Annotated in this window: 22 protein-coding genes; 10 read left to right on the forward strand and 12 right to left on the reverse strand. The window is 61.1% G+C overall.

All coding sequences use genetic code 11. The features are described from left to right. Positions 1–211: 211 nt before the first annotated feature. The 4 genes from rhlE1 to IEY47_RS13815 all read right to left on the reverse strand — a co-directional run bounded on the left by rhlE1 (position 212) and on the right by IEY47_RS13815 (position 4,426). Complete coding sequence (rhlE1, locus tag IEY47_RS13800) at positions 212–1,552, reverse strand: RNA helicase RhlE1 (protein WP_188983838.1); 1,341 nt, start codon at positions 1,550–1,552, stop codon at positions 212–214. 55 nt (positions 1,553–1,607) lie between these two features. Further along, a complete protein-coding gene (yedA, locus tag IEY47_RS13805; protein WP_188983839.1) occupies positions 1,608–2,501 on the reverse strand; it encodes a drug/metabolite exporter YedA in 894 nt (297 codons plus the stop codon). Positions 2,502–2,741: 240 nt separating this feature from the next. Then, the gene (locus tag IEY47_RS13810) at positions 2,742–3,533 is read right to left on the reverse strand and encodes a fumarylacetoacetate hydrolase family protein (RefSeq protein ID WP_188983840.1); all 792 of its coding nucleotides are present in this window, start codon (positions 3,531–3,533) and stop codon (positions 2,742–2,744) included. A gap of 278 nt (positions 3,534–3,811) precedes the next feature. Beyond that, the gene (locus tag IEY47_RS13815) at positions 3,812–4,426 is read right to left on the reverse strand and encodes a LysE family translocator (protein ID WP_188983841.1); all 615 of its coding nucleotides are present in this window, start codon (positions 4,424–4,426) and stop codon (positions 3,812–3,814) included. Between the two features lie 155 nt (positions 4,427–4,581). Here IEY47_RS13815 and IEY47_RS13820 point away from each other — a divergent pair, with 155 nt between their 5' ends. Further along, the gene (locus IEY47_RS13820; protein ID WP_188983842.1) at positions 4,582–5,796 is read left to right on the forward strand and encodes an MFS transporter; all 1,215 of its coding nucleotides are present in this window, start codon (positions 4,582–4,584) and stop codon (positions 5,794–5,796) included. Positions 5,797–5,839: 43 nt separating this feature from the next. Here the strand turns inward: IEY47_RS13820 and IEY47_RS13825 are convergent, their stop codons facing one another. Further along, complete coding sequence (locus IEY47_RS13825) at positions 5,840–6,313, reverse strand: LabA-like NYN domain-containing protein (protein ID WP_188983843.1); 474 nt, start codon at positions 6,311–6,313, stop codon at positions 5,840–5,842. Between the two features lie 112 nt (positions 6,314–6,425). Beyond that, entirely contained in the window at positions 6,426–7,139 is a 714-nt protein-coding gene (locus IEY47_RS13830; RefSeq protein ID WP_188983844.1) for a DUF2076 domain-containing protein, read from the reverse strand. 152 nt (positions 7,140–7,291) lie between these two features. On the opposite strand from IEY47_RS13830, the gene IEY47_RS13835 reads away from it, so the two are divergent. Together IEY47_RS13835 and IEY47_RS13840 are read left to right on the forward strand one after the other, a co-directional pair. Continuing rightward, positions 7,292–7,846 (forward strand): cysteine hydrolase family protein, encoded by a 555-nt coding sequence (locus IEY47_RS13835; RefSeq protein WP_188983845.1) that lies wholly within the window; start codon positions 7,292–7,294, stop codon positions 7,844–7,846. Between the two features lie 52 nt (positions 7,847–7,898). Next, on the forward strand, positions 7,899–8,594 hold the full coding sequence (locus IEY47_RS13840) for a YciC family protein (RefSeq protein WP_229779437.1): 696 nt from the start codon (positions 7,899–7,901) through the stop codon (positions 8,592–8,594). Positions 8,595–8,597: 3 nt separating this feature from the next. On the opposite strand, the gene hrpB is transcribed toward IEY47_RS13840, so the two are convergent. Beyond that, positions 8,598–11,117, reverse strand: coding sequence for an ATP-dependent helicase HrpB (hrpB, locus tag IEY47_RS13845; protein WP_188983846.1), 2,520 nt, complete (start codon positions 11,115–11,117; stop codon positions 8,598–8,600). A 128-nt stretch (positions 11,118–11,245) separates the two neighbouring features. Here hrpB and pmcY point away from each other — a divergent pair, with 128 nt between their 5' ends. The 3 genes from pmcY (at position 11,246) to IEY47_RS13860 (ending at position 13,385) form a co-directional block, all read left to right on the forward strand. Further along, complete coding sequence (gene pmcY / locus IEY47_RS13850; protein WP_188983847.1) at positions 11,246–11,665, forward strand: periplasmic Zn2+ metallochaperone PmcY; 420 nt, start codon at positions 11,246–11,248, stop codon at positions 11,663–11,665. Between the two features lie 10 nt (positions 11,666–11,675). Continuing rightward, positions 11,676–12,584 carry a cation diffusion facilitator family transporter gene (locus IEY47_RS13855; protein ID WP_188983848.1) on the forward strand — a complete coding sequence of 303 codons (909 nt, stop codon included), beginning with the start codon at positions 11,676–11,678 and terminating at the stop codon, positions 12,582–12,584. Positions 12,585–12,905: 321 nt separating this feature from the next. Next, complete coding sequence (locus tag IEY47_RS13860) at positions 12,906–13,385, forward strand: Lrp/AsnC family transcriptional regulator (protein WP_188983849.1); 480 nt, start codon at positions 12,906–12,908, stop codon at positions 13,383–13,385. A 29-nt stretch (positions 13,386–13,414) separates the two neighbouring features. On the opposite strand, the gene IEY47_RS13865 is transcribed toward IEY47_RS13860, so the two are convergent. Then, positions 13,415–14,281 (reverse strand): LysR family transcriptional regulator, encoded by an 867-nt coding sequence (locus IEY47_RS13865; RefSeq protein WP_188983850.1) that lies wholly within the window; start codon positions 14,279–14,281, stop codon positions 13,415–13,417. A 102-nt stretch (positions 14,282–14,383) separates the two neighbouring features. Between IEY47_RS13865 and IEY47_RS13870 the strand changes: the two genes are divergently transcribed. From IEY47_RS13870 to IEY47_RS13880, 3 genes are read left to right on the forward strand one after another with little or no spacing between them, the layout of a single operon-like run. Next, positions 14,384–15,730: an acyclic terpene utilization AtuA family protein gene (locus IEY47_RS13870; protein WP_188983851.1), complete on the forward strand. Its 1,347-nt coding sequence runs from the start codon at positions 14,384–14,386 to the stop codon at positions 15,728–15,730. Continuing rightward, positions 15,730–16,050, forward strand: coding sequence for an AtuA-related protein (locus IEY47_RS13875; RefSeq protein ID WP_188983852.1), 321 nt, complete (start codon positions 15,730–15,732; stop codon positions 16,048–16,050). Before IEY47_RS13870 ends, IEY47_RS13875 begins: the two co-directional genes overlap by 1 nt. A gap of 51 nt (positions 16,051–16,101) precedes the next feature. After that, on the forward strand, positions 16,102–17,406 hold the full coding sequence (locus IEY47_RS13880) for a CitMHS family transporter (RefSeq protein WP_188983853.1): 1,305 nt from the start codon (positions 16,102–16,104) through the stop codon (positions 17,404–17,406). A 226-nt stretch (positions 17,407–17,632) separates the two neighbouring features. On the opposite strand, the gene IEY47_RS13885 is transcribed toward IEY47_RS13880, so the two are convergent. After that, positions 17,633–19,693: an AsmA family protein gene (locus tag IEY47_RS13885; protein ID WP_188983854.1), complete on the reverse strand. Its 2,061-nt coding sequence runs from the start codon at positions 19,691–19,693 to the stop codon at positions 17,633–17,635. Positions 19,694–19,995: 302 nt separating this feature from the next. Between IEY47_RS13885 and IEY47_RS13890 the strand changes: the two genes are divergently transcribed. Beyond that, complete coding sequence (locus IEY47_RS13890) at positions 19,996–20,478, forward strand: hypothetical protein (RefSeq protein WP_188983855.1); 483 nt, start codon at positions 19,996–19,998, stop codon at positions 20,476–20,478. A gap of 88 nt (positions 20,479–20,566) precedes the next feature. Here the strand turns inward: IEY47_RS13890 and IEY47_RS13895 are convergent, their stop codons facing one another. From IEY47_RS13895 to livM, 3 genes are read right to left on the reverse strand one after another with little or no spacing between them, the layout of a single operon-like run. Then, complete coding sequence (locus IEY47_RS13895; protein ID WP_188983856.1) at positions 20,567–21,286, reverse strand: ABC transporter ATP-binding protein; 720 nt, start codon at positions 21,284–21,286, stop codon at positions 20,567–20,569. Then, positions 21,283–22,155, reverse strand: coding sequence for an ABC transporter ATP-binding protein (locus IEY47_RS13900; protein WP_188983857.1), 873 nt, complete (start codon positions 22,153–22,155; stop codon positions 21,283–21,285). The genes IEY47_RS13895 and IEY47_RS13900 overlap by 4 nt, the downstream gene beginning before the upstream one ends. Next, positions 22,152–23,426, reverse strand: coding sequence for a high-affinity branched-chain amino acid ABC transporter permease LivM (gene livM / locus IEY47_RS13905; protein WP_188983858.1), 1,275 nt, complete (start codon positions 23,424–23,426; stop codon positions 22,152–22,154). Before livM ends, IEY47_RS13900 begins: the two co-directional genes overlap by 4 nt. Between the last annotated feature and the right edge of the window lie 4 nt (positions 23,427–23,430).

The raw sequence follows: 23,430 nt of genomic DNA on the forward strand, positions 1-23,430 counted from the left end.
GTTGCGGCTTAGCCGGTCAGATCGTGATCGCCCACAAGTGGGCTCCTACACGGTAGACGCGGCGTTCACCCATTCCCTGTAGGAGCCCACTTGTGGGCGATCAGGATCCAATTAGCGACACTGCGTTCGTGACAGACACCGATCGTCTACATCCCATTCGCCCAAACTGATCGCCAGCAAGCTCGCGCCTACCCGGCGTAGCCCATCAACATCAACGCGGCTTCTTAGGGGACTTTTTCCCGAACCCTGGCATCGCCCGTACCGGTTTTACGCTCGGTTTGGCGTCTTCCTGAAACGCACCGAGATGAACGCGAGACGCTCCGCTGCCGTCCTTTGTGCTGCCAGGGATCAACTTCTGCTTGGGCTTTTTTGGCTTCTTGATCACCTGACCACCCAGCGTCGTTTGCGGTACCCGATGATCGGGGACGAAGTCTGGTTCTTCTCGCCGAGGCAGGACCTGCCGGATCAAAGTTTCGATCGCCGCCAGTTGCTGCACTTCATCGGCGCAGACCAGTGACACGGCTTCGCCTTCGCTTCCCGCACGTCCCGTACGTCCGATGCGGTGCACGTAGTCTTCCGGAACGATAGGCATGTCCAGGTTCACCACCAGCGGCAGCGCCTCGATATCCAACCCACGCGCCGCCACATCGGTAGCGACCAATACCCGCACCTCGCCGGCCTTGAACCGTTGCAGCGCCTTCAAACGCGAGGGTTGCGGCTTGTCCCCATGAATGGAGTCCGCCGCGATGCCGTTGGCGATCAATTCGGCTGTCAGCTGCTCGACGCCCTTGCGCGTTTTGCCGAAGACCAGCGCCTGCTGCCAGCGCCGCGTGTGCCAAAGGTGTTGAAACAGCTCCGTCTTGCGCTTCTTGTCGACCGGCACCAGCCATTGCTTGACGCTCTGTGCCGCGGCATTGCGCGGGCTGACGTCGATAGACAGCGCGTCATGCAGCAGCCCATCCGCCATTTGGCGGACCTCACTCGAAAAGGTCGCGGAAAACAACAGGGTTTGCCGTCGTTCGGGCAATGCCCGGAACAACGCATCGAGTTCCCGTGCGAACCCCAGATCCAGCATCCGGTCCGCCTCATCGAGCACGAGCGCTTGCAGCCGCTCGAAACGCACTGCGTTCTGGCGATGTAGGTCCAGCAGCCGCCCAGGTGTCGCGACGATTACGTCAACGCCCTTGCGCAATTTCATCATCTGCGGGTTGATGCTCACGCCGCCATAGGCCACCAGGCTGCGTAGCGGCAAATGCGCCGCGTAGGCCTGAATATCCTGATGCACTTGCTCAGCGAGCTCGCGCGTCGGCACCAGGATCAGCGCGCGCACGCCATTGGCGCCCGCGGGCACCCCCTGCTGCATCAACCGCTGTAGCAAGGGCAATGCGAAGGCACCCGTCTTGCCGGTTCCGGTCTGTGCGGCCGCTAACACGTCGCGACCACTCAATACTGCAGGTATCGCTTTCGCCTGAACGGGCGTCGGCGTTCGATGGTCCAGTGCATCCAGTGCGTTGAGCAACGGTTCGAACAGGCCAAGCGAAGCGAAAGTCATCGTGGGAAATCCGGGGCGTGAAAACAGGCGCGCAGTTTAACCCCACGCGTTTGTTTCAGCAGGACTCCGCGAGCTTCTGCGTACGCCGTTGAGGCAACCCGATAAGAATGACCGCGCTAACGATGACTGCCATCGCCAAGAGTTCTTCCCCACCGACGCGCTCGCCGGCGAAGCCCACGCCAAGCAGGACGGCAACCACGGGATTGACGTAGGCGTAGCTTGTCGCCGCGGCAGGACGCACATGCTTGAGGAGATAAACGTAAGCGCTGAACGCAATGATCGAACCAAACACGATGAGATAGGCCAAGGCGAACCAGCCGGTCGCCGTAGGCGCCGCCGTCATGCGCTCCCCCGAAATTAAGCTGGCCATCAACAGAACCACGCCCGCCGCGAGCATTTCCACGCCGCTGGCCATTGCACCCCGAGGAAGGGGCAAATGCTTGCTCCACATCGAACCGAATGCCCAGCTGGCCGCGGCGATCAGAATCAAAACGGCGCCTAGGGTGCTTGCCTGAAGGTTGGAGCCGAGATTGAGCAGGCCGATACCGAACAGACCCAAAGCGATGCCGGCCCACTCCAAACCTCGTGTGCGCTGCCCCCAGATCATGCCGAACAGCAGTGCGAACAACGGGACGGTCGCGACGCAGAGCGCGGCGATGCCCGAGTCCACGCCCATGTGCTCGGCGACCGTGACACCGCCATTGCCCACTGCCAGCAAAAGAATACCCACGATCGCCCCGGCCCCCCACTCACGCAGGGACGGATTGGCTGCACCGCGAAAGCGGCACCAGGCATAGATCAACGACCCCGCGACGAGAAAGCGTATGCCTGCCATCAAAAGCGGTGGCCAGGAGGCGATGCCGAACTTGATCACAAGATAGGTCGAACCCCAGACGAAATAGAGGGCGAAAAAGGAGGCGATCAACAGCAGCGGATTGGCGGGAGGCATAACGGCTCGGCAGGGGTAAGCGATAGGCAGGACGCCCGCATGGGGGATGCAGGCGCTATCAGTAGGCACCAGTCTAGACAAGCTTGGCAGCCAAGATTAAGTACAGAAACTGGCTTTCAAACAGGTACAGCGTGCTTGCACCAGGACGCTACATGTAATCGCAAGGCCTTCGGGCGTAGATCGATGCCGCCAGCGGCGACACCTTGCAAAACCCGAAGGCCAAGACAATCGCCGGTTCGCTCAGACCACGTCCACGGTCAACGTCTGCAAGCCGTCGATCGTAGCCACCATGCGCTCGCCTTTCTGCACTGGGCCAACGCCTTCGGGTGTGCCGGTGTAGATCAGGTCTCCGGGTGCCAGGTCGACCTGCTTGGACAATTCCGCAATGATCGAAACGACGTCCCAGATCATGTGGTCCAGGTCGCTGTCCTGGCGAGTCTTACCCTCCACCTCCAGCTTGATGCGGCCCTTGGTCAGGAAGCCGGTTTTTTCCGCGGGCGTGATATCACCGCAGGGGGCGCTGTCTTCGAAGGATTTGCCGACCTCCCATGGCTTCTCCATCTTCTTCATGTCGCTTTGACGGTCGCGCCGCGTCATATCGAAACCCACCGCATAGCCGTAGATGAGCGAATTCGCGTTCTCTTTGCTCACATTGGACCCACCCGTCTTGAGCGCGACGACCAGTTCCGTCTCGAATTGGAAGTCCTTCGTCAGTGCCGGATAACGCACCTTGCCGCCGTTGTGCACGATCATGTCCCGCTGTTTTTGGAAGAAGAACGGTGGCTCGGCTTCATTGTTGTTGAGCTCGCGCACGTGGGCCAGGTAATTGCGGCCCACGCAGTAGATACGGCGTACCGGAAACTTCGCGTCGGAGCCCACGACATTGAGCAAGACGGGGGGCGGTATGGGGACGACAGTGGTATCGGCGGCATTGGTTTGAGCAGCGCTCGTCGTGGAGGCGGTGGCAGCAGCGATGCCCGCTGTAGCGATGAGGCTGGTCGCGATGAACTCGCGGCGCGTGTTATCGACCATGAGCAGGTGTCCTTCTTGAGGTTCTTGTTGTTGGGGCGTCGCATGACCCTGACCCCGGCGACTTGCTGAACTGCGAGCCTACGGCCGATACGCGCACTGTTAGGCACGCATGCGCCACTACCTCCACGCACCAGGCACAACCAAAAGGTGACGACACCGGTAGGTGTAGCCTATGAAGGGAGCGCTGCCAAAGTCGCCTGACCGCAGGGAATAGGCCCGCGTGGATCAAACCGCCTCGCGGTCTACGGAGGAGACAGCCGGTCTAGGCGGCCCGCGACCTACCACACCCCTTTCAGGGCAATCGCAGCCAGCACAAGCAGCAAGGCACCACAAAGCCCATGGCTGACACGGTGCCAGGTAGGCGAACTCGCCCGACGCAGCCAGTCGACGAGCGCCGCGCTGATGAAGCAACTCAACACCGCCGCCGTCATGAAGCCAGCAAAGAACATCGTCGTCTGGGTGAATGTTGGTGAATCGCCCACGATTCCCGCCAACGCGCTGCCCAGCGCTCCCCAGAAGACAATGTTCTTGGGGTTCGTGATGGAAAGCGCAGCGCCGGCCAACAATGCATTTCGCGCCTGCGGGGCCGCAGCGCTTTCGTCCGCTGATGGCGACCAGGCGTCTTGGAAACTGCGGAAGGCCAGCCAGGCCAGGTACGCCGCGCAAACGAACGTCAAAGGCACGCGCACCGCGTCCAGCGTCAACAGCAACGCCAGCCCGGTCAACCCAATGACGGCCCACAATGCATCTCCCAGCAGCGAGCCGATTTGCACCAGCAGCGCTGGACGAAACCCGTGCAAGAGGCCGCGGCGCAGCGTCTCGGCCAGCACTGCGCCCGGAGAAAGACAAAAGACAAAACCGGACAGCAGAGCGGACAGAAAGACGGCAAGCATAAGACGGCCTCGGCGACGAAGCGCACGATTTTAGTCCGTCGACAGAACGCTGCAACACAGCGATGCAGTGCGAACGAGTGGGCGACACCGCTTCGTTATGCTCAAATCGACGACACAAAAAGAAACCTTATTCAGTCACCGGACGATACCTTCCCATGTCTGTGCCCACTTCCGCTGCGTCTACCACCTCTGCCAATCCAATGGTGTTCAAGATGGTTGGCGCTGTTGCGCTAGTCCATCTCATCAATGACCTCGTCCAGGCGGTACTGCCGGCGGTGTATCCGCTACTCAAGGTCAACTACGACCTGACGTTCACGCAGATCGGCCTGATTACCTTGACCTTCCAGCTCACCGCGTCGCTGCTGCAACCTGGAATCGGCTTTTACACCGACCGCCACCCGAAGCCTTACCTGTTGCCGATCGGCATGACCTGCACCCTCATCGGCATTCTCATGCTGGCCGCAGTTGGCAGTTTCGGCGCGTTGCTGGTGGCGGCAGGATTGATCGGAATGGGTTCATCGGCGTTTCACCCGGAAGCCTCCCGCGTCGCGCGCATGGCGTCCGGAGGCCGTTTTGGGCTGGCGCAGTCGACCTTTCAGGTTGGCGGCAATACCGGGTCTGCGCTTGGCCCGCTGCTGGCAGCGGCGATCGTCGTACCGTTCGGCCAGAGCCATGTGGCGTGGTTCGCGCTGTTCACCGTCGTTGCGATCCTCATCCTCTACCGGGTCAGCCAATGGTACGAAGCCAACCTCGAACGCTTCCGGCGGAGCGGCAAGCACGATCACGAAACTGGCCTGACCCGCCGCCAGGTTCAAGGCGCGTTACTGGTACTCGCCCTGTTGGTCTTCTCGAAATACTTCTACATGGCCAGCCTGACGAGCTACTACACCTTCTACCTCATGGAGCGCTTCGACCTGTCGGTCGCCAGCTCTCAGCTGTACCTGTTCCTGTTTCTTGGTGCGGTGGCAGTGGGGACGTTCATGGGTGGACCGATCGGCGATCGCATCGGGCGTAAGGCGGTGATCTGGTTTTCCATCCTCGGCGCCGCGCCGTTCACCCTGGCCCTGCCCTACGTCGACCTGTTCTGGACGGCCGTACTGAGCGTGATCATTGGCTTGATTCTGTCGTCGGCGTTCTCGGCCATCGTCGTCTACGCCCAGGAGCTGGTGCCGGGGAACGTCGGCATGATCGCCGGCATTTTCTTCGGTTTGATGTTCGGTTTCGGCGGTATCGCTGCTGCCTACCTGGGACACCTGGCGGACATCAACGGCATCGAGCACGTGTATTGGCTGTGCTCGTTCCTTCCCTTACTGGGCATCTTTACCGTGTTGCTGCCGGACACACGCAAGGCGCGCTTGGCCAAGGGGTGAGCCGCCTTCAACGTTGTGGGAGCGCATGCACGTTCGATGATCGCTAAATGAGCAACGGTTCTTCGATAGGGATGTAAGTGGTGGCCGCGCGAACAAGTGATTGTGCCGTGAGGCCGGGCGCGCCATAGACGAGCGATTCGGTGCCGTAACGTTCGCGAACGCGCTCGAGCAGCATGTCGAAGTCACCGTCGCCCGACACGAGCACGACCTCGTCCACGCCGCTCGCCGCCTCGAAGATATCGAGCGTAATACCGACATCCCAGTCGCCCTTCGCTGAGCCATCGCTGCGTTGAATGTAGGGTTTAAGCTTCACGACGAAGCCAAGGTTACGGAGAATTTGCTGGAATTGGCGCTGTTTAGGGTCGCCACGGTCGGTCGCATAGGCCACCGCTTCCACTATCTGCCCGCGTGCGGCGACTTCCGCCCACAGCTTGGAATAATCGAAGTGCCGGCCGTGCGCCTGCCGAATGCTGTAGTAAATGTTCTGGACGTCTGCGAACAGCGCGATACGTTTCACGAGGGTTTAAACCGGGCATCAGGTGCGCGGCAGTATAAGCCGCACACCTGCTCCCGTCCCCTGCCAGCATGTCGCGCCGTCTGGCGCCTGGCATCGAGACCAGGCGAATCGGTCAGATAAAGCTGTCGTCGTCGCCGAAGATCCCACCGGCGTCACCAAAATCGCCTTCGTCAGCACCGGCATCCTGAAACCCACCGCCGCCCTGATCGTTGAAGTCCTGGCCCATGTCAGTACCCGCGAAGTCCTGGCCCTGCAGGTCATCCACCGGCGGCGCATCATTGATGACGTTGACGATCTCTTCGGGTTGCGACTGGCCGAACATGTCCATCAGCATGTTTCCCAGCACCAGACCACCGGCGACCCCAGCGGCCGTTTGCAATGCGCCACCAAGAAATCCGCTACCCGCCCGTGCGCCGCCAAAATTGCTGCCCGTGGGTGGGGGACTTTGCCGAAATCCAGACACATTGCCGATGCCCGATCGGCTCCCAGGCTCGTTCCAGCCACCGCCAGCGCGGGGCTGACGCGCCTCTTCGCGCTGGCCGCTGCCAAACAGGCCAGCCAGAAAGCCACCGCTGCTTTGTTCGGTAGCGGGTTGTCGATTGCGCTCTGCCTGCGTCTCCAGATCGCGCACGCGCTGTTCCAATTGCTTGAGTGCGGCTTCTTGAATCAGGATGGTCTGGGCCATGTAATACGGTGCCGCGGGCTGGCGGTCGACATGCCCGGTGATCGCCCGCTCCGCGTCTGCATCACGAGGCACGGATTGACGCTCGGCCTCTTTCAAACGGGAAAAAAGACCATCGATCAACTGTTGCTCTTGAGATTGCATGGCAGTGCCTCGCTTACGTCAAAAAGAGGTAGGGTCGTTGCGTGCAGTTCTGGCGCTGGCGGGCTTGAATTTCAATGCCTCTCCGCCAACATCGCCTTCTGCTTTCATCCTGGCGCGTCCCCTTCTGACCGCTGAATTCACGAGGAGTCGCAATGAATCCGATGGCTTTGATCATCATCGACATGCAACAGGGCATCCAAGACCTTGCGCAACGCCAGCGGAACAACCCGTCGGCGCTCAGCCGCATCGGCGCACTGCTCGCCACATGGCGCGAAGCGAATGCCCCGGTCGCGCATGTTCGGCACATTTCGCGAGACGATGATTCAGTGTTCGCGCCCGGCCAGCCCGGATGCGTTTTTCACCCTGCAGTCGCACCGCGACGCGATGAGGCCGTGTTTGAAAAGAATGTAACGGATGCTTTCCTGCACACGGGGCTCGAACGCTGGCTACGTGTGCGAGGAATCCAGCGACTCGTCATCGTCGGCGTCGCCACGGAAAATTCGGTGGAATCCACTGCACGGACGGCGAGCAATTTAGGCTTCGACACCCTCGTCGTCGAAGACGCCTGCTTCACTTATGCCAAGGCCGATCATGCCGGCCGATTGCGCACGGCGGAGGAGGTGCACGACATGGCCCTCGCTAACCTGGCGCAGGAGTTCGCCAGGGTCGTCGATACCGATATGTTGCTGGGCGAGGCACGCGTTTAGGACTCCTCCAGGGGCCTTTCGATGTTTGCTCACGGCGCGGGACGCCCGTAAAGTGGCGCCCCTTCGTGTTCACTACCCCGTCATGATGAATCCATTCAACGTACTTCGCGATGCCTGCTATTTCAGTATTCGTAACCTGTTGCCCCTGGCATTGATCTGCTTGCCGTTCATCGCTCTGGAATCTTCACTGCAACGCGTGCTCGGCGAAGCGCTGGACCATCAAGTACCGCCGCTGTATCCGATGCTGATCGCACTCGTCATCTACCCGATCTACAGTACGTCCCTGATCCTGTTCATGGACGCACGGACTCGCGGGGAAATGCCGCGCGTCGGCGCGCTGTGGTTGTCGAGCGCGCTGCTCTGGCCGCGAATGAGCGTGCTCGCCGGTATCAGTACGCTGCTGATCATGCTGGGCATGTCGCTGTTCGTCCTTCCCGCCCTTTGGGTAATGACGCGCCTGGCGTTTGCCGAGTACCTGCTGATCCTAGAGGGCCGTACGCCGCTGCAGGCGATGCGGGACAGCTACGAACTGACGCGTGGGCATTTCTGGACGATTCTGCTGTGCCTGATCGTCGTCCTGGTGCCCGTTTGGACACTCGAGTTCTGGCTCACCGATGCGCCGGACGAACCGCGAATGGACGCCGCAGCGGAAATCCTCAGTGGCAGCCTGATTGGTTTCGTGCAGATGTTCAGCAGCGTGGTGCTCTACCGGCTGTACATGCTGCGCCAGGCAGAAGGACACGCCTGAACGTCATGTCCCGCGAGGCTTGGCCCGCGCCGTTGGCTCTGCCACCCGCGGGTCGTCGGGCCAATAGTGCTTCGGATAACGCCCTTTGAGGTCTTTCTTCACGTCCGCATACGTATTGGCCCAGAAGCTCGCAAGGTCCTGTGTCACTTGTACCGGACGGCGCGCTGGCGATAGCAGATGAAGTTTCAACGGCACCCGCCCGCCCGCGATACGCGGCGTGCTTTCCAAGCCAAACAGCTCCTGTAGACGCACCGCCAGAACCGGGGGCTGCTCGTTGTAATCGATCCGCACCGCCGACCCGGACGGCACCTTGATCGACGGCGGCGCCCATTCGTCCAATCGCGCAGGCAATGGCCACGGCAGCATGCCCTGCAAGATCGCGGCAAGGTCCAGGTGGCCGAAATGGGCCAAACGGCGCACCTTGGCCAAGTACGGGGCAAGCCAGGTGTCGAGCGTTTGCAATAGATGGGCGTCGGATACATCCGGCCACTCACTGACGGCTGCATCCGCCATGTCCAGCGACCGCAACAGTGCGACCCGCGCCTGCCATTGACGGACCTCGGCGGTCCACGGCAGCAGTTCCAACCCTTTGCGCCGGACGTAACGCAGCAAGGCATCCACCCTTGTCTGCTCATCCAACCCCGGATGCGGCTCACGCGATAGCACCAGTTCGCCGACGCGCCGCTGGCGCTCGGCGAGTAGCGCACCTTCCCGATCATCCCAGTCCAGCTCGTCGACGACCGTAACCTGCTCGGCCAGGACGGTATCGAACAAGGTCGGGTCGAGTGCCGCGGCTAAATGGATACGCTCCTCGCGTTGCCCCTGACGACTGCCAAGATCTGCGACCACGAGCCATTCGTGCTTCATCAGCGCATCGGCGTCAGTGAACATCGCCGCGCGCCCGTTGGACAACCGATATTCCGCCCCACCCGGTCGGCGTTGCCGGGCGATGCGATCGGGATAGGCCAATGCAAGCAACGCCCCCTGCCAACGGGCATTGTCGGGGTCGGCTACCGGATCGGTCGCCGAGCCACGCAAGCCCGCACGGTATTGCCGTGCCAGTTGGCGCGTGCGTTGTACGCCGCCGCGGCTCGCTGCCCCCACTCGCTCGCCTGCCAATAGCCCGATACGCAACGCCAGATCTGCACCTTCCCCGCGCAAGAGGTCTCGTTCCCCCAGCAGCGCGGCGATGTCGCAGGCCAATGGCGCCAGACCCAACCCTTCGGCCCTCGCCAGCATGTGTGCGATACGCGGATGAGCCGGCAACGCGGCCATGGTCTGACCGTGCGCGCTCAACCGCGCCGCATCGTCCAATGCGCCCAGACGGCTCAGAAGGTCGCGCGCCTGAGCCAATGCCGCACCCGGCGGTTCGTCGAGCCAGACGAGATCGCTTGCCGCCATGCCCCAACGGGCCAGCTGTAACGCCAGTCCCGCAAGATCCGCCTGGAGAATTTCCGCTGTGCCGTAGGCGGGCAGTTGCTCGTGCTGATCCTGCGACCACAGGCGATAGCACACGCCTGGCTCGAGCCGCCCTGCGCGACCGGCCCGTTGGGTAGCGGATGCCTGGGAAATGCGCCCGGTATCGAGCCGTGTCATCCCGCTACCGGGATCGAACCGCGGCACACGTGCCAGCCCGGTATCGACGACGACGCGGACGCCTTCGATCGTGAGGCTGGTCTCAGCGATATTGGTCGCCAGTACGACCTTGCGTCGACCCGGCGGTGCGACTTCGATGGCCAGACGCTGTGTGTGCAGATCGAGCTCGCCATGCAAGGGACAAAGCAATACATCCGGTCTGTCGCCAACCGCGTTCTCGAGACGCTGATGGACCCGGCGTATCTCGGCCTGCCCCGGCAGAAACACCAACACGCTGCCGGCCTGCTCATCCAGCGCCTGATGGATGGTTTCCACCGCGCGCGCATCGATCCACTCGCCAGTCTGCCAACGCCGCCCCCAACGCACCTCTACGGGATGCAGCCGGCCTTCACTACGAACCACCGGGGCGCCACCCAACAGTTGCGACAGGCGCTCCCCCTCCAGCGTCGCCGACATCACCAACACCTTTAAGGGCTCGCCCTCGCGCAGAAGCTCGCGACCACTTAGGGTCAGGGCCAACGCGAGATCAGCATCCAGACTGCGCTCGTGGAATTCGTCGAAGATGACGAGGCCCACGCCTTCCAAAGCAGGATCGTCCTGCAGACGACGCGCTAAGATGCCCTCGGTGACCACTTCGATTCGGGTGCGCGGGCCCACGCGGCTTTCCAACCGGATTCGATACCCCACGGTTTCACCGACGGTTTCGCCCAATTCGCTTGCCAAGCGCTCGGCCGCCGCCCGCGCCGCAAGCCGGCGCGGTTCGAGCATGAGAATGCGCTGTCCAGCCAGCCAAGACTCACCGAGCAGCGCCAGCGGGACACGGGTTGTCTTACCCGCGCCTGGAGGCGCTTCGAGCACGGCCTCGTCGGCACTCGACAGGGCGGCCCGCAATGCAGGCAATACAGCATCGATGGGCAGGGCGTTCATGGCATCTCCCGTTAAACAGCCCGCGAGTATAACGGCGAACAGAGCACGTCTTCTGACGGTCTCAACAGCGCAGATTTGCTAATTGGCGCTTGCTATAGTGGCGCCCACTTCACACAGGAGAAGCCTGAATGGGCATGCGTACTCGCGTTATCGGCGGTGCTTTGGCCGCTGTGCTGGTTACCCAACTCAGTGCATGCGGCACGATTTTCTATCCGGACCGCCGCGGCCAGATCGAAGGCAAGGTCGATCCGGTCATCGTGGCACTCGATGCCATCGGCATCTTGTTCTATGTCATTCCCGGCCTCGTTGCTCTGGGTGTGGACTTCGCCACGGGCGCGATCTACCTGCCGGATGGTCAAACCTACTCGGTCGCGCCAGAGTCGCTACAGGAAACCATCGGCGAGAACGGCGAAGTCGACCGCGCCAAGCTCAAGGCATTGATCGAGCAAGAGACCGGCCACAGCCTGCCCCTCACCGATCCGCGTTTGATCCAGCACAGCGGGAACATTCAGCAGTTGGCCGCCTACGGGTTGCGCCCCACCACGTGAGTGTCCACGCGTGAACGCCAGCGAGCTCGACCATGCCAGGCTACTACGCTGCGCGACCTGTGCTGCGCTGGCGACAGCGCTTTTACTGGCCGCCGCCAAGGCCATTGCTTGGTGGATGAGCGGCGCCGTCAGCCTATTGGCAGGCCTCACCGATTCCTTGCTCGATAGCGCTGCATCGCTGCTGAACCTGCTGGCTGTTCACTACGCCCTGCGCCCCGCCGATGACGACCACCGCTATGGGCATGGCAAGGCGGAAGCCCTGGCCGGATTAGGGCAAGCGCTTTTCATTGCGGCGAGTGCGATCCTCGTCGGGCTGCAGGCCATCGAGCGCCTAGCTGATCCACAACCCCTCGGCACGACAGGCATCGGCATCCTCGTCATGGTGCTGTCGCTCGCGCTGACGACAGCGCTGCTTCTCTATCAGCGGCACGTGGTGCGGGTCACGGGCTCTACCGCCATCCGTGCGGATTCCCTGCACTATCGCTCGGACCTTCTGCTAAACACCGGCATCCTTATCGCACTCGTGCTCACGGCCATGGGCTGGCCGCGCAGCGATGCGCTTATCGGACTCTGCATCGCGCTCTACATCTTCTACAGCGCCTTCAGCATCGCGCGCGAGGCCGGATCGGTGTTGATGGATAAGGAATTGCCTACCGATGTGAGTGAGCGGATGTACCGCTTGGCCTGCGCTGTGGACGGCGTTCTGGATGCGCACGACCTGCGGACGCGGATGTCGGGATCGCACTGGTTCGTGCAACTGCACATCGAGCTGCCCGGCGCGCTATCGCTGACCCAGGCCCATGACTGTTGCGTCGCTGTCGAGCACGCCATCACCGCGGCATTTCCTCGCGCCGAGGTGCTGGTCCACGCCGATCCCGATACGGTTCGCCCATCTTCTCGTTCTGCTCAGCACGGTTGAACGACAGACAGCAAAAGGGCGAAGGTCAGCGCCTGACCTTCGCCCTTTTGCCTGCTGTCCCATTCGCATCGATTGTGTCGTCGCCTCTGTTCCGCCCGCCGGGTTAGGCAGTGCGAGCCCGGGCCACACACAGCCCGGTTGGACTGGTAGGCACCGATCGCCTGGTTCGGCGAGTCGGGTTGGACAGGTCGTCCGGGCCATCGAATGCGTACAGGTTACGCTCAAGCAGGGAGCAGATCATTGCTAACATTGCGCACCTTGGGCATATTTGCGCAACGTTTCGTCTCATTTAACTCTCAAATAGCAATTCGAGATAAACCCATGGAAAAGCTGGATCGCTACGATCTTCGTATCCTTGCCGAACTTCAGAAAGACTCGCGTATTTCCAATCAGGAACTCGCAGAGCGAATCGGTCTCTCCCCTTCTCCCTGCTCCCGCCGGGTCAAGCAATTGGAAGACGAAGGATTCATCACGCGCCAAGTCGCGTTGCTTGACCGTAAGAAACTCGGCCTGAGCCTGACCGCCTATGTGCTGATCGGCATGGACCGGCACACGCCGGAGCGTTTCGAGCATTTCCAGAGCATCATCCTCAATTGCCCGGAAGTCCTCGAGTGTTGCCTGGTGACGGGAATGGACGCTGATTACCAGTTGAAAGTCGTGGTGCCCGACATGGACCACTACCAGAAATTCCTGCTGGGCCAGGTCACGCGGATCGAAGGCGTTACGAGTGTCCGCTCGAGCTTTGTCCTGAATCAGATTCTCGCCAGTACCGAGCTACCCCTGGAACACCTGAAAAGCTGAACCCGCGCCACACGAACGATGCGCCGGTTTCAGGTGGGATCGCGCAGCCATTCGAGAAACCGTTCGATAGCCGGCGAGCTTCGCTCCGGTTTGCGTCGCAGCAGGCCAATCGGGCGTGGCGCTTGTACTGAAAGCGGTTCGATCACGAGCCCGTCGTTCACATTGAATGTTTCTGCGCAACTCGCCGGCAGCAGGGTAAAGCCAAGCCCAGCACGCACCAGCGATGCAGCGGTACTCATGTAGGACACCTCCCAGCACGGTGGCCGGCAATAGCCCAATCGTTCGAGGGCAGCATCCGCTAATGGACGGATCGAGGTATCAGTACCCAACGCGATATAGGGCTGGTCGTTGAGGTGTGCGGAAGCGCAGCTTTCGGGGTGTGGGCGGACCAGCACGAGTCCATCGTCGAAAAGCGGCGTAAAGCTCAAGCCAGCCATGTCGTCCGGAAAGGAACTCAAACCTACGTCGACCTCACCGCTCATGATCCAGCCCCGAATTTCCCCCGCGCGGCCGTCACGCAGGTCGATCTGGATGCCGGGGTACTGCTGGCTAAAACCGGCGATCTTCAGCGGAATGAACGCGGCTGCCGCCGACGGCAACGCCGCAATGCGGACGCGTCCCCGGCTGAGATTGCGCTGCGTATCAGCCTCACGCAACGCGTCCTCCAGCCCGCGCAACAGGTGCCGAGCCTGAGGCAGGAACTGCGCGCCTGCTTCGGTGAGTTCGACACTGCGGGTATTGCGCGTCAGTAGCGAGACACCGACGGCATCCTCCAACTTGCGGATCACATAGCTCAACGAGGGCTGGGACAAATGCAACTGCTCGGCCGTGCGGGTGAAGCTTCGTGTTTCAGCGGCTAATACAAACGCACGCAGCTGTCGGAAATTGATGTCCATGCGTTGCTCATAGAAAAATTAGATGAGTTCATCCTACATTTAAAATTCTCAAATGACTGTGCGTCGCGCAAGCTGGCTTCTCATTACCGAAAAGCCTCAGCCATGACAAAAACAATCTACGTCGGCTGTGGCGCGGGCTTTGCCAATGACAGGCCCGACGCCGCACGTTCGTTAGCTTTGGATCTTGCCACACGACAGGGTCCCCGCTACCTGATGTTCGAGCTCCTTGCCGAACGCACGCTCGCCGAAACCCAGATGCGGCGCCTTGCCGATGCTGACACCGGCTATGCTCTCCGCCTATTCGATTTCCTCGACCCCGTGCTCGACCTCTGCCTCGACGCCGGCATTCCTATCATCACCAACGGCGGCGCGGCGAACCCTCGTGCAGCGGCGCGCCGTTTGCGCAAGCAGCTCGCCAGCGGCCGGCATAGCACGGCGAAGATCGCCTGCGTTCTGGGTGATGATCTGCTCGAACAAGGGCAAACGCAGTGGGCACCGCAACCAAGTGACGGTCGTGAAACCGTATCGATCAACGTATACGTGGGCGCCGATGGGATCGTCGACGCGCTGAACGAAGGCGCTGATATCGTCCTGTGTGGTCGCGTCTCCGATCCATCGCTGGCGGTCGGCGCCATTCGCCATGGCCTCGGCTGGGCGGCGGACGACTGGGACAAGATGGCGATTGCTACCGCAACCGGGCACCTTCTGGAATGCTGCACGCAGGTCACCGGCGGCTATTTCGCCCACCCTGGTCGCAAAGACGTTCCGAACCCTGCGAACCCCGGGTGTCCTATCGCTGAAATCTCTGCCGATGGCAGCGTAGTCATCGGCAAGACAGAAGAATCTGGCGGCTGCGTGACCGTTCGCACGGTGCGCGAGCAACTACTGTATGAGGTTCATGATCCCGCGGCGTACCTGACGCCAGACGTGATCATGGACCTAAGCGCGGTCACAGCGCAGGCCGTTGGCCCGGACCGGGTCGCGATCAGCGGCGTGCGCGGTCATCCGCGACCCGACACCCTAAAAGGACTGGTCGGCCTGCGGGGTTTGTGGTTCGGCGAAGGCGAGATTTCCTACGCAGGCCCCGGTGCACTTGCGCGTGCGCAGTTGGCACGGGACATTCTTCGCGAACGCTTCGCCCAGTTGGCGCCAGATGTCTCTCCCTGGATCGATCTGTCCGGTGTCGCTAGCGTGTTCAACGATCACCAAGGGCAATACCTCGACCGCCAACTGTCGAGTGCGATCGCGCTCGACGACGTTCGCGTGCGGGTAGGGCTACTGCATGCCGATCGCGACCTCATCAACATCCTGCTGCAGGATCTCGAATCGCTTTACACCAATGGCCCTGCCGGGGGCGGCGGCGTGCGGCGACATATAAGCGAGGCACTGGGCACGCAGGATTTCCGGCTACCGCGCGAAGCGGTTCCCACCACTGTGGAGTGGTTCTGATGAGTACACCTATTCTGCTGGCCGACTACGCCCACGCGCGGGCCGGCGACAAAGGCAACACCTTGAGCATCGCCGTTTTCCCCTTCGACGATGACCATTACGCATGGTTGTGCCGGGAACTGACGACAGAACGCGTCCGCGCCCAATTTGCGCACAGAAATCCCTCAACGATTCAGCGCTACGAGGTGCCTGGCCTGAAGGCGCTCAATTTCGTGCTGGAGGACACGCTGGAAGGTGGCGTGAATCGCAGTGCTGGTCTGGACCGCCACGGCAAGAGCCTTAGTTACCTGTTGCTCGCGATCGAACTACCCAAACCCTGATCTTCCGACTTCCATCATCAAGCCCAATAAAAACAATATCGAGGCCTCACCATGATTACCGCACTCGGTTTCATCATGATGTTCAGCATCATCGCCCTGATTCTCGTCCGGAGGATCAGCCCGCTGGTGGCGTTCATCACCTTTCCGATCCTGGCGTGTTTGATCGCTGGGTTCGATCTGAAGCAAATCAGCGATTTCGTGAAAACCGGGCTGGGCGCCGTCGCACCCACCGCCGTTCTGTTCATCTTCGCCATCCTTTATTTCGGACTGATGCGCGATCGTGGACTGTTCGATCCGCTGGTGAACTTCCTGATCCGTTCGACCCGCGGGCGTCCCCTCGCCGTCGCACTCGTTACCGTCGCAGTGACGTTCGTGGTGCACTTGGATGGCATCGGCGCTGCGACGTTTCTCCTCGTCATTCCAGCGTTCCTGTCGCTTTATCAGCGCCTTAACATGAGCCCATTGATGCTGACTTGCCTGGTCGGGACCAGCGCGGGAGTCATGAATATGGTGCCTTGGGGTGGTACGACCGCGCGCGCAGCCGCAACGACAGGGCTCGATCCCACCGTGCTCTGGACACACCTCATCCCGGTCCAGTTCGTGGGCCTGCTCTGCATGCTAGGTATCGCCACTTTTCTGGGCTTGCGAGCCCAACGCCGTATGCCGGGTTCACTGGGCGCGGCTGCTACGCAAGCGTTGCCCGGTGAAATGGAGGCAAAACCGTTCGCACTTCCCGTGACCCATTGGCGGTACTGGGCCAACGTAGCGCTGACTATTGGAATTCTCGCGTGTCTGTTCACCGGTGCCCTCCCCCTGCATGTCAGCTTCATGGTCGGTGTGGCTATCGCGCTGCCGCTCAACTTTCCGTCGTTGGACCAGCAAGGTGAGCGCCTGAAAGCGCATGCCGGCGATGCGATGCAAATGACGTTGGTCATGTTCGCGGCGGGCATTCTGCTGGGCGTGTTGTCCGGCGCGAAGATGTCGGAAGGCATGGCGCTGGCGATGATCGACGTGCTGCCAGCGGGCTCCGCGCAGTACCTGCACGTGATCGTTGGCGCGTTCGGTGTGCCGCTCGGCATGCTGTTCTCGCCTGATGCCTATTACTTCGCCCTGTTGCCAATCATTCGCGATATCGCCGTAACGGCGGGTGTACCGCTGGAGTCCGTCGCACGAGCCATGCTGATCGGAGAAAACGCCGGGTTCGCCATCAGCCCGGTCGTACCGAGCGTCTACCTGCTGATCGCACTGGCGGGCGTAGAATTGCGCACCCACATTCGCTACACGTTTTTCTGGGCATGGGGCGTCAGTCTGGTAATGCTGGCCTCCGCAATCGCCTTTGGCGTCGTTACGTTTTAACGCGAAAATGCACCGACCCTACGAGCCGGTGCCCACCCAGGCGGTGATCGGCCATGCCCACAGGCTTGGCCGACGTAGGGTGGATAACGGCGCCGCCTTATCCACGTCGCTGTAAAGCCGGGCGCGACAACGATCTGCCGTGCCCGCGATGGAATGACACCGTGCAGAAATGCGTTTTGCTCCATCCCCTATCGCGAGCATGGCTCGCTCCCGCAGGATGGGTGCATCAAGGCGCTTTCTTGACTTGCTCCAGCAACGGGCCGCACTGATCGGCCTGACCACCACTGGGTGCAATCAGCGCCAGCAGCCCAGCGGCGGGTCCCACGGTTGCACCGAGGACGACAAGCCCTGCGCCGCGAAGCGCGAGCGGGCCGGCGTGTACGCCTGGGCTTGGGTTCTTGAACGTACCGTCGACGTACAACGGCGAACGCAACGAAATGATGCGTAGCCCTTTGGAACGGGGAACCACATCCAGATCCAGCCCTTCGGTCTTCAGGTTCACGCTGCCGGCGATGTTGATCACGGCGTTTTCCGTGTCCAGCACGAAGACGCGAGGTGTTGCCAGACCGTCTTTGAAATTGATGTCGGACACTGCGCAGTTGATCTGGACCTCATCGTCACCGAACAGCCGTCCAACCAGGTAGTTACCGACATTCAAGCCCGCAATTTCCATCAGGCTCCGGCTGACGGTGCCATCGTTCATCAGCAGTCGCAGATCGCCATTCGCGGTGCCAAGCAGGGCTGCGACTGAGTTGCCAGTCCCGCGAATATCCGCATCGCCGTTCAATTCGCCAAGGCTGTTCTGCATGGTCTCGACCGTGGGGAACAACTGCTTGAGCTTGAAACTGCGTGCTTTCAGCGTCACCTGACCGCTCAACGGCGAGCGCTGCCCATCCAGGCGAATTTGCGTATCCAGCCGGCCGCCTGCGACACCGAGGCTCAACGGCTGCAGACTCAACACACCGTTCTCCAGCACCACATGCGTACTCAGGTCGCTGATGGGTAAGGTTTCGCCATGCTCGATGCGCTTGCCGGTGAAGCGGACGTCGGCATCCATGTCGCGCCAGCGGTCTGTTTTGAATTCCTCGGTTGGTAACACTCGCTCGCTTGGCTGCTTATCTTCGACGCCGCGGGCCTTCTTCTCTTCGCTGGAGTCCGCGCCGATTAGGGGCGCAAGGTCTGCAAAAAGCAGCTGATTGGAGGTGAGATCGCCGGTCAATTTGGCCCGTGGCTCACCGCTGATGAAGGCAAGATCCCCGTGAATGTCACTGCCGCCGATACGGCCATTGAAGCCTTCGTAGCGGAACGTAGGGCCCTCCGCATTTTGCAGCTCGGCCCGCAGACGGCCATCCGTTGCATAGGCACCGGTGTCCGGCAGTGTGACGCCGGTCAGTGGGTACAGGTTGCCCAGGCTGTCGCCGGACAACCGAAGCCGCAGGTCCAGCGCGCCTAGGTTGCGAGGGTCGGTCAACGTGCCCTCGACCACCGCACGCGTATTGCCAGCCCGGAGATCGACCTGTACGGGAAACGGGATCGCTGCATCCTGAAGGGCGAGCAAACCGCCAATCTTGCCCTCACCGGACAACGCCTGCCCACGATAACGCCCCTTGGCGTCCCAGGCGAACGCGTAGTCTTGTGGAGCGGCCGCTTCGTCGTTCCGCTTGCCGACCGCCCCGCCAACGATCTCGTTGTAGGGAATCGGCTTGCCGAGCGGCGTGACGTTCAGGGCGACATCGACGCGTTGCGCTTCGTCAGCGACAGTCACCGCGCCCTTGTCGAACCCAATAGTGCCGATATCCAACGTCCAGGCGGACGGCGCCTTCTCTTTCTCCGCATCGTTGGTATCCGTCGTGAGCTTTTCGAACGTCCAGTTCGCTCTGCCGTCAGCCAAACGCTCGATGTGCGCAGAGGGGCCTGTTAGCTGGATCCGGGGGATAGCAATACGTTTGCCCAGCAGCGCAAGCGGAGAAAGCTCGAGTTCGACGCGTTCCAGCCTTACGAAATACGGGGCCTTACCCCAGTCGGCGTTACCCAGGGTGATCGATTCCGCGCTTGCGGTCGGGTGAGGCACCCAACGCCGCCAACCTTCTGCCTCGTGATCGCGTGCCCAATGGACGTCCAGGTTACCCTCGATGGCAAACGGACGCCCAAGCGTCTCGGAGACCTGTTCATTGATCGTGGGCTTGAGCAGGTTCCAATTGAAAACCGCCATGAAGATGACCAGCACCAGCAGCAGAAAGACCAGCAAGCCTGCTACGGCGTAGAGCGCTATTCGAAATCGCTTCATCGGATACTCGTTTCGTACGACGGAAGCACCGCCTTCACAAAAGGTCTGACTGATCGGATGCCGGGATGACTCATCCTAATCACGCTCAGCGTTGTACAACGCTCGATTCGTCACCTCCATCCGGGCGTCTCGGCGGCCACGTCGTGCTACGCGATCACTGCCGAAACGTGCATCCCTGACGGCCTGCTCGAATTGAATCACGAACGTCGATGTTTGCTATCGGCCCGTTTGTCTTCCGCCAATGCGTCTACAGCGCGAGCATTGTTCCCAGATTCACTTCCCCCCCGAACTGGAGAACACTCATGAACGTTAAACAGAACTTCCTCGCCGCTCTTATATTAGCCACCGCTACCAGCACTGCATTCGCATTGCCTGCTACGCCGCAAGCGCCGGTTGGCGAGGTACAGGACACGCCTTCATCAAGCCGACTGGAAAGCCCTGTCGCGCAGGACGGTTTCGATCGGACGCCGCTCGGCGAGAAGATCGCTGCGGATGGTTTCGAGCGTACTCCGCTTGGCCAGAAGGTCGCCGCTGATGGCTTCGAACGTACCCCACTTGGTCAGAAGATCGCTGCTGACGGCTTCGAACGTACTCCGCTTGGCGAGAAGATCGCTGCTGATGGCTTTGAACGTACTCCGCTTGGCGAAGCGCTCGCAGATGACGGCTCGGACAAGACACCCCTGGGTCGCTTTATCTCCAATGACAAACTCAGCCCTGCGGAACAGGATCAAACGCTCGCGGCCGACGGTTTCGAACGTACGCCACTGGGTCGTCAGATCGGCTGATGCGGCGGCTTGTAGCTTCGGGCCTTGCCACCCACGGACGACATCCGCGCTCCGTGGGCGGCGACTTCGGCCTCCCTACGGCGACCGCTCAATGCCCGCCCAGATACGCGTTACGCACCTCTTCGTTACCGAGCAGTTCGCTGCCCGTACCCGTCATGCGGATTTCCCCAGTCACCATGACATAGGCACGATCACTGAGCTTAAGCGCGTGATTGGCATTTTGTTCGACGAGGAATATCGTCATGCCGCTCTTCGCCAGTTCACGCAAGGTCGCGAAAATTTGCTTCACCACAATGGGCGCCAAGCCGAGCGAGGGTTCGTCCAGCAGTAGTAGTTTCGGCCGGCTCATCAACGCACGCGCGATCGCCAGCATCTGCTGCTCACCGCCGGACATGGTCATGGCCCGCTGATTGCGCCGTTCCTGCAAACGCGGGAAGAGTTCGAACATCCGCTGCTTGTCCTCATCCGCGTGCTTCATACCAATTGGAATCGTCCCCATCAGCAGGTTTTCCTCGACCGTCATGTCGGGAAATACACGTCGCCCCTCGGGTGACTGGGCGATACCGTTGGAAGCGACGTAATGCGCGGACTTCTTGGAGATATCCGCTCCGCGGTAAAGAATCTGTCCGGATGCCGCACGGGGCTGGCCGAAGATCGACATCAACAGCGTCGACTTCCCCGCGCCGTTGGCGCCGATCAGGCTCACCGTTTCCCCTTCATCGATGTGCAGGCTGACACGCTTCAAGGCGTGGATCTGCCCATAAAACACATCGACGTTCTTGAACTCCATCAATGGGCCAGCGCTCATGCCACCTCCTCCTCTTCCGCACCGAGGTAGGCTGCGATCACTTTCGGGTCGTTCTTGACTGCCTCCGGCCCGCCTTGGGCGATGACCAAGCCGTGATCGAGCACGACAATATGGTCGGAAATGCTCATGACCATGTTCATGTCGTGTTCGATCAACAGCACAGTGATGCCGTGCCCATCGCGCAGTACGCGGATCATGTTCGCCAGCGCAGCGGTCTCGGCAGGGTTGAGCCCCGCAGCGGGTTCATCGAGGCAAATGATTTCGGGGCCAGTACACATTGCACGGGCAATTTCCAGGCGCCGTTGCTGGCCATAGGAGAGCTCGCCCGCCAGCCGATTGGCGTGCTCCACCAGATCGACCACTTCCAGCCAATAGAAGGCGGTGTCTAGCAGACGACTTTCGGCATTGCGGTAACTCGGCAAGTTGAAAACGCCGGCGATCAAATTGCGGTTCGCCAACATGTGCTGAGCCACCAACAGGTTTTCCAGCACCGTCATTTCCTTGAACAGACGGATGTTCTGGAAGGTACGGGCAAGACCCGCTCGGTTCACCAGATGGGTGCCGCCGAACATCTTGTACCAGACGCGCGAGCCGAACTGACTCGGCTTGACGAAATCATCGAATTGAAAGGGTTCGCCGAGAATCTGGATGACATCGGTGCTCCGGCCCTGGGCATTGAGCAGGATTTTCCCCCCCGTGGCCGAATAGAAACCGGTCAGGCAATTGAACACCGTCGTTTTGCCGGCACCGTTTGGCCCGATCAAGGCCGATATGGACCCCCGCCGAATCTCGAAGCTGACGTCATTCAGGGCCTTGATGCCGCCGAAATGCATCATCAATCGCTCTACGGAAAGAATGACGTCGCTCATGGCGCCACTCCCTTACGCGGGGCAATGCCAATCCGGTTGATACGAATGAGCCCCCGCGGCTTCCAGATCATCATGACCACCATCAACACGCCGAACAGCAATACCCGATAGTCCGCGAAACTGCGCAGCAGCTCGGGCGTCACCGTCAGGACGAAGGCGGCGATGACCACGCCGACGGTCGATCCCATTCCGCCAAGCACGACGATCGCCAGAATCAGCGCCGACTCGAAAAACGTGAACGACGCCGGATTGACGAAGCCTGAATAGGTCGCGAAAAACACCCCGGCAAGGCCCGCGGTCGAGGCGCCAAGCATGAACGCCGAGAGTTTCACCAGCACATGGTTCAACCCCATGGCGCGGCAGGCAATCTCGTCCTCGCGCAGCGCCTCCCAGGCGCGCCCAACGGGCATGCGACTCAGGCGATGTTTGATGTAGAGCACCAGCAGCACGACGACGAACAGCACGGCGTAGATGAAGAGGAACTTCATGTCGGCGTCATAACTGACCCCGAAAAACTCGTGATACGGCGTCCCGCCATCCTTGGCACGGCGTGCGAACTCCAGGCCGAAGAAGGTGGGCGCCGGTGCCGACATCCCGTTTGGTCCGCCGGTGAACGACAGCCAGTTGTTCAGCACCAGGCGAATGATCTCGCCGAAGCCGAGCGTCACGATGGCCAAATAGTCGCCATGCATGCGCAAGACCGGAAACCCAAGAATCGCGCCCGCCAGCGCCGCGGTGACGGCAGCCAGCGGCAATACCGTCCAGAAGCCCAGCCCCAGGTACTCGTACCCCAGCGCCAGTCCGTAGGCACCGATCGCATAGAAACCAACGAAACCGAGGTCCAGCAATCCGGCGAGGCCAACCACGATGTTCAGCCCGAGGCCGAGCAGCACGTAGATCAGCCCGAAGATGACGACCGTCAGCAGGTACTTGTTGGCGAAGAACGGGAAAATGCACGCCAGTACGATCAGCGTGAGGATGACCCACTTGATCCGTGACTTGTGCCCCGGCGGCAGCACGCCCACTCCGCCACTGGTTTGTTCGAAACTATCGAGAAGACGCTGCCCACGCGCGGTTTGCAGGAACACGCTGAGCAGCAGGCGCCCAACCATGAACACGCCCACCATCCATGCCACTCGCCCGGCTTCCATCTGGAAGGCGTAGCCCTGCAGCACGACGCCGACGATGGGCCCGAACACGACCAAGGCCAACAGGCCGGCCATCAATGCATCCAGTACCGCCTTTTTGAGATCGATCGAAGGACTGCTCATGGCG

The sequence above is a fragment of the Pseudomonas matsuisoli genome (assembly GCF_014647635.1).
Lineage (GTDB): Bacteria > Pseudomonadota > Gammaproteobacteria > Pseudomonadales > Pseudomonadaceae > Pseudomonas_P > Pseudomonas_P matsuisoli.

What these genes read in the sequence shown, in the direction of transcription:
- IEY47_RS13895 (WP_188983856.1), bottom strand. Translation starts at nt 21,286, where the DNA reads ATGAGCGCTGGCCCATTGATGGAGTTCAAGAACGTCGATGTGTTTTAT.
- IEY47_RS13880 (WP_188983853.1), top strand. Translation starts at nt 16,102, where the DNA reads ATGATTACCGCACTCGGTTTCATCATGATGTTCAGCATCATCGCCCTG.
- IEY47_RS13810 (WP_188983840.1), bottom strand. Translation starts at nt 3,533, where the DNA reads ATGGTCGATAACACGCGCCGCGAGTTCATCGCGACCAGCCTCATCGCT.
- IEY47_RS13900 (WP_188983857.1), bottom strand. Translation starts at nt 22,155, where the DNA reads ATGAGCGACGTCATTCTTTCCGTAGAGCGATTGATGATGCATTTCGGC.
- pmcY (WP_188983847.1), top strand. Translation starts at nt 11,246, where the DNA reads ATGGGCATGCGTACTCGCGTTATCGGCGGTGCTTTGGCCGCTGTGCTG.
- rhlE1 (WP_188983838.1), bottom strand. Translation starts at nt 1,552, where the DNA reads ATGACTTTCGCTTCGCTTGGCCTGTTCGAACCGTTGCTCAACGCACTG.
- hrpB (WP_188983846.1), bottom strand. Translation starts at nt 11,117, where the DNA reads ATGAACGCCCTGCCCATCGATGCTGTATTGCCTGCATTGCGGGCCGCC.
- IEY47_RS13815 (WP_188983841.1), bottom strand. Translation starts at nt 4,426, where the DNA reads ATGCTTGCCGTCTTTCTGTCCGCTCTGCTGTCCGGTTTTGTCTTTTGT.
- IEY47_RS13830 (WP_188983844.1), bottom strand. Translation starts at nt 7,139, where the DNA reads ATGCAATCTCAAGAGCAACAGTTGATCGATGGTCTTTTTTCCCGTTTG.
- IEY47_RS13890 (WP_188983855.1), top strand. Translation starts at nt 19,996, where the DNA reads ATGAACGTTAAACAGAACTTCCTCGCCGCTCTTATATTAGCCACCGCT.
- IEY47_RS13865 (WP_188983850.1), bottom strand. Translation starts at nt 14,281, where the DNA reads ATGGACATCAATTTCCGACAGCTGCGTGCGTTTGTATTAGCCGCTGAA.
- yedA (WP_188983839.1), bottom strand. Translation starts at nt 2,501, where the DNA reads ATGCCTCCCGCCAATCCGCTGCTGTTGATCGCCTCCTTTTTCGCCCTC.
- IEY47_RS13875 (WP_188983852.1), top strand. Translation starts at nt 15,730, where the DNA reads ATGAGTACACCTATTCTGCTGGCCGACTACGCCCACGCGCGGGCCGGC.
- IEY47_RS13820 (WP_188983842.1), top strand. Translation starts at nt 4,582, where the DNA reads ATGTCTGTGCCCACTTCCGCTGCGTCTACCACCTCTGCCAATCCAATG.
- IEY47_RS13835 (WP_188983845.1), top strand. Translation starts at nt 7,292, where the DNA reads ATGAATCCGATGGCTTTGATCATCATCGACATGCAACAGGGCATCCAA.
- IEY47_RS13870 (WP_188983851.1), top strand. Translation starts at nt 14,384, where the DNA reads ATGACAAAAACAATCTACGTCGGCTGTGGCGCGGGCTTTGCCAATGAC.
- IEY47_RS13860 (WP_188983849.1), top strand. Translation starts at nt 12,906, where the DNA reads ATGGAAAAGCTGGATCGCTACGATCTTCGTATCCTTGCCGAACTTCAG.
- livM (WP_188983858.1), bottom strand. Translation starts at nt 23,426, where the DNA reads ATGAGCAGTCCTTCGATCGATCTCAAAAAGGCGGTACTGGATGCATTG.
- IEY47_RS13885 (WP_188983854.1), bottom strand. Translation starts at nt 19,693, where the DNA reads ATGAAGCGATTTCGAATAGCGCTCTACGCCGTAGCAGGCTTGCTGGTC.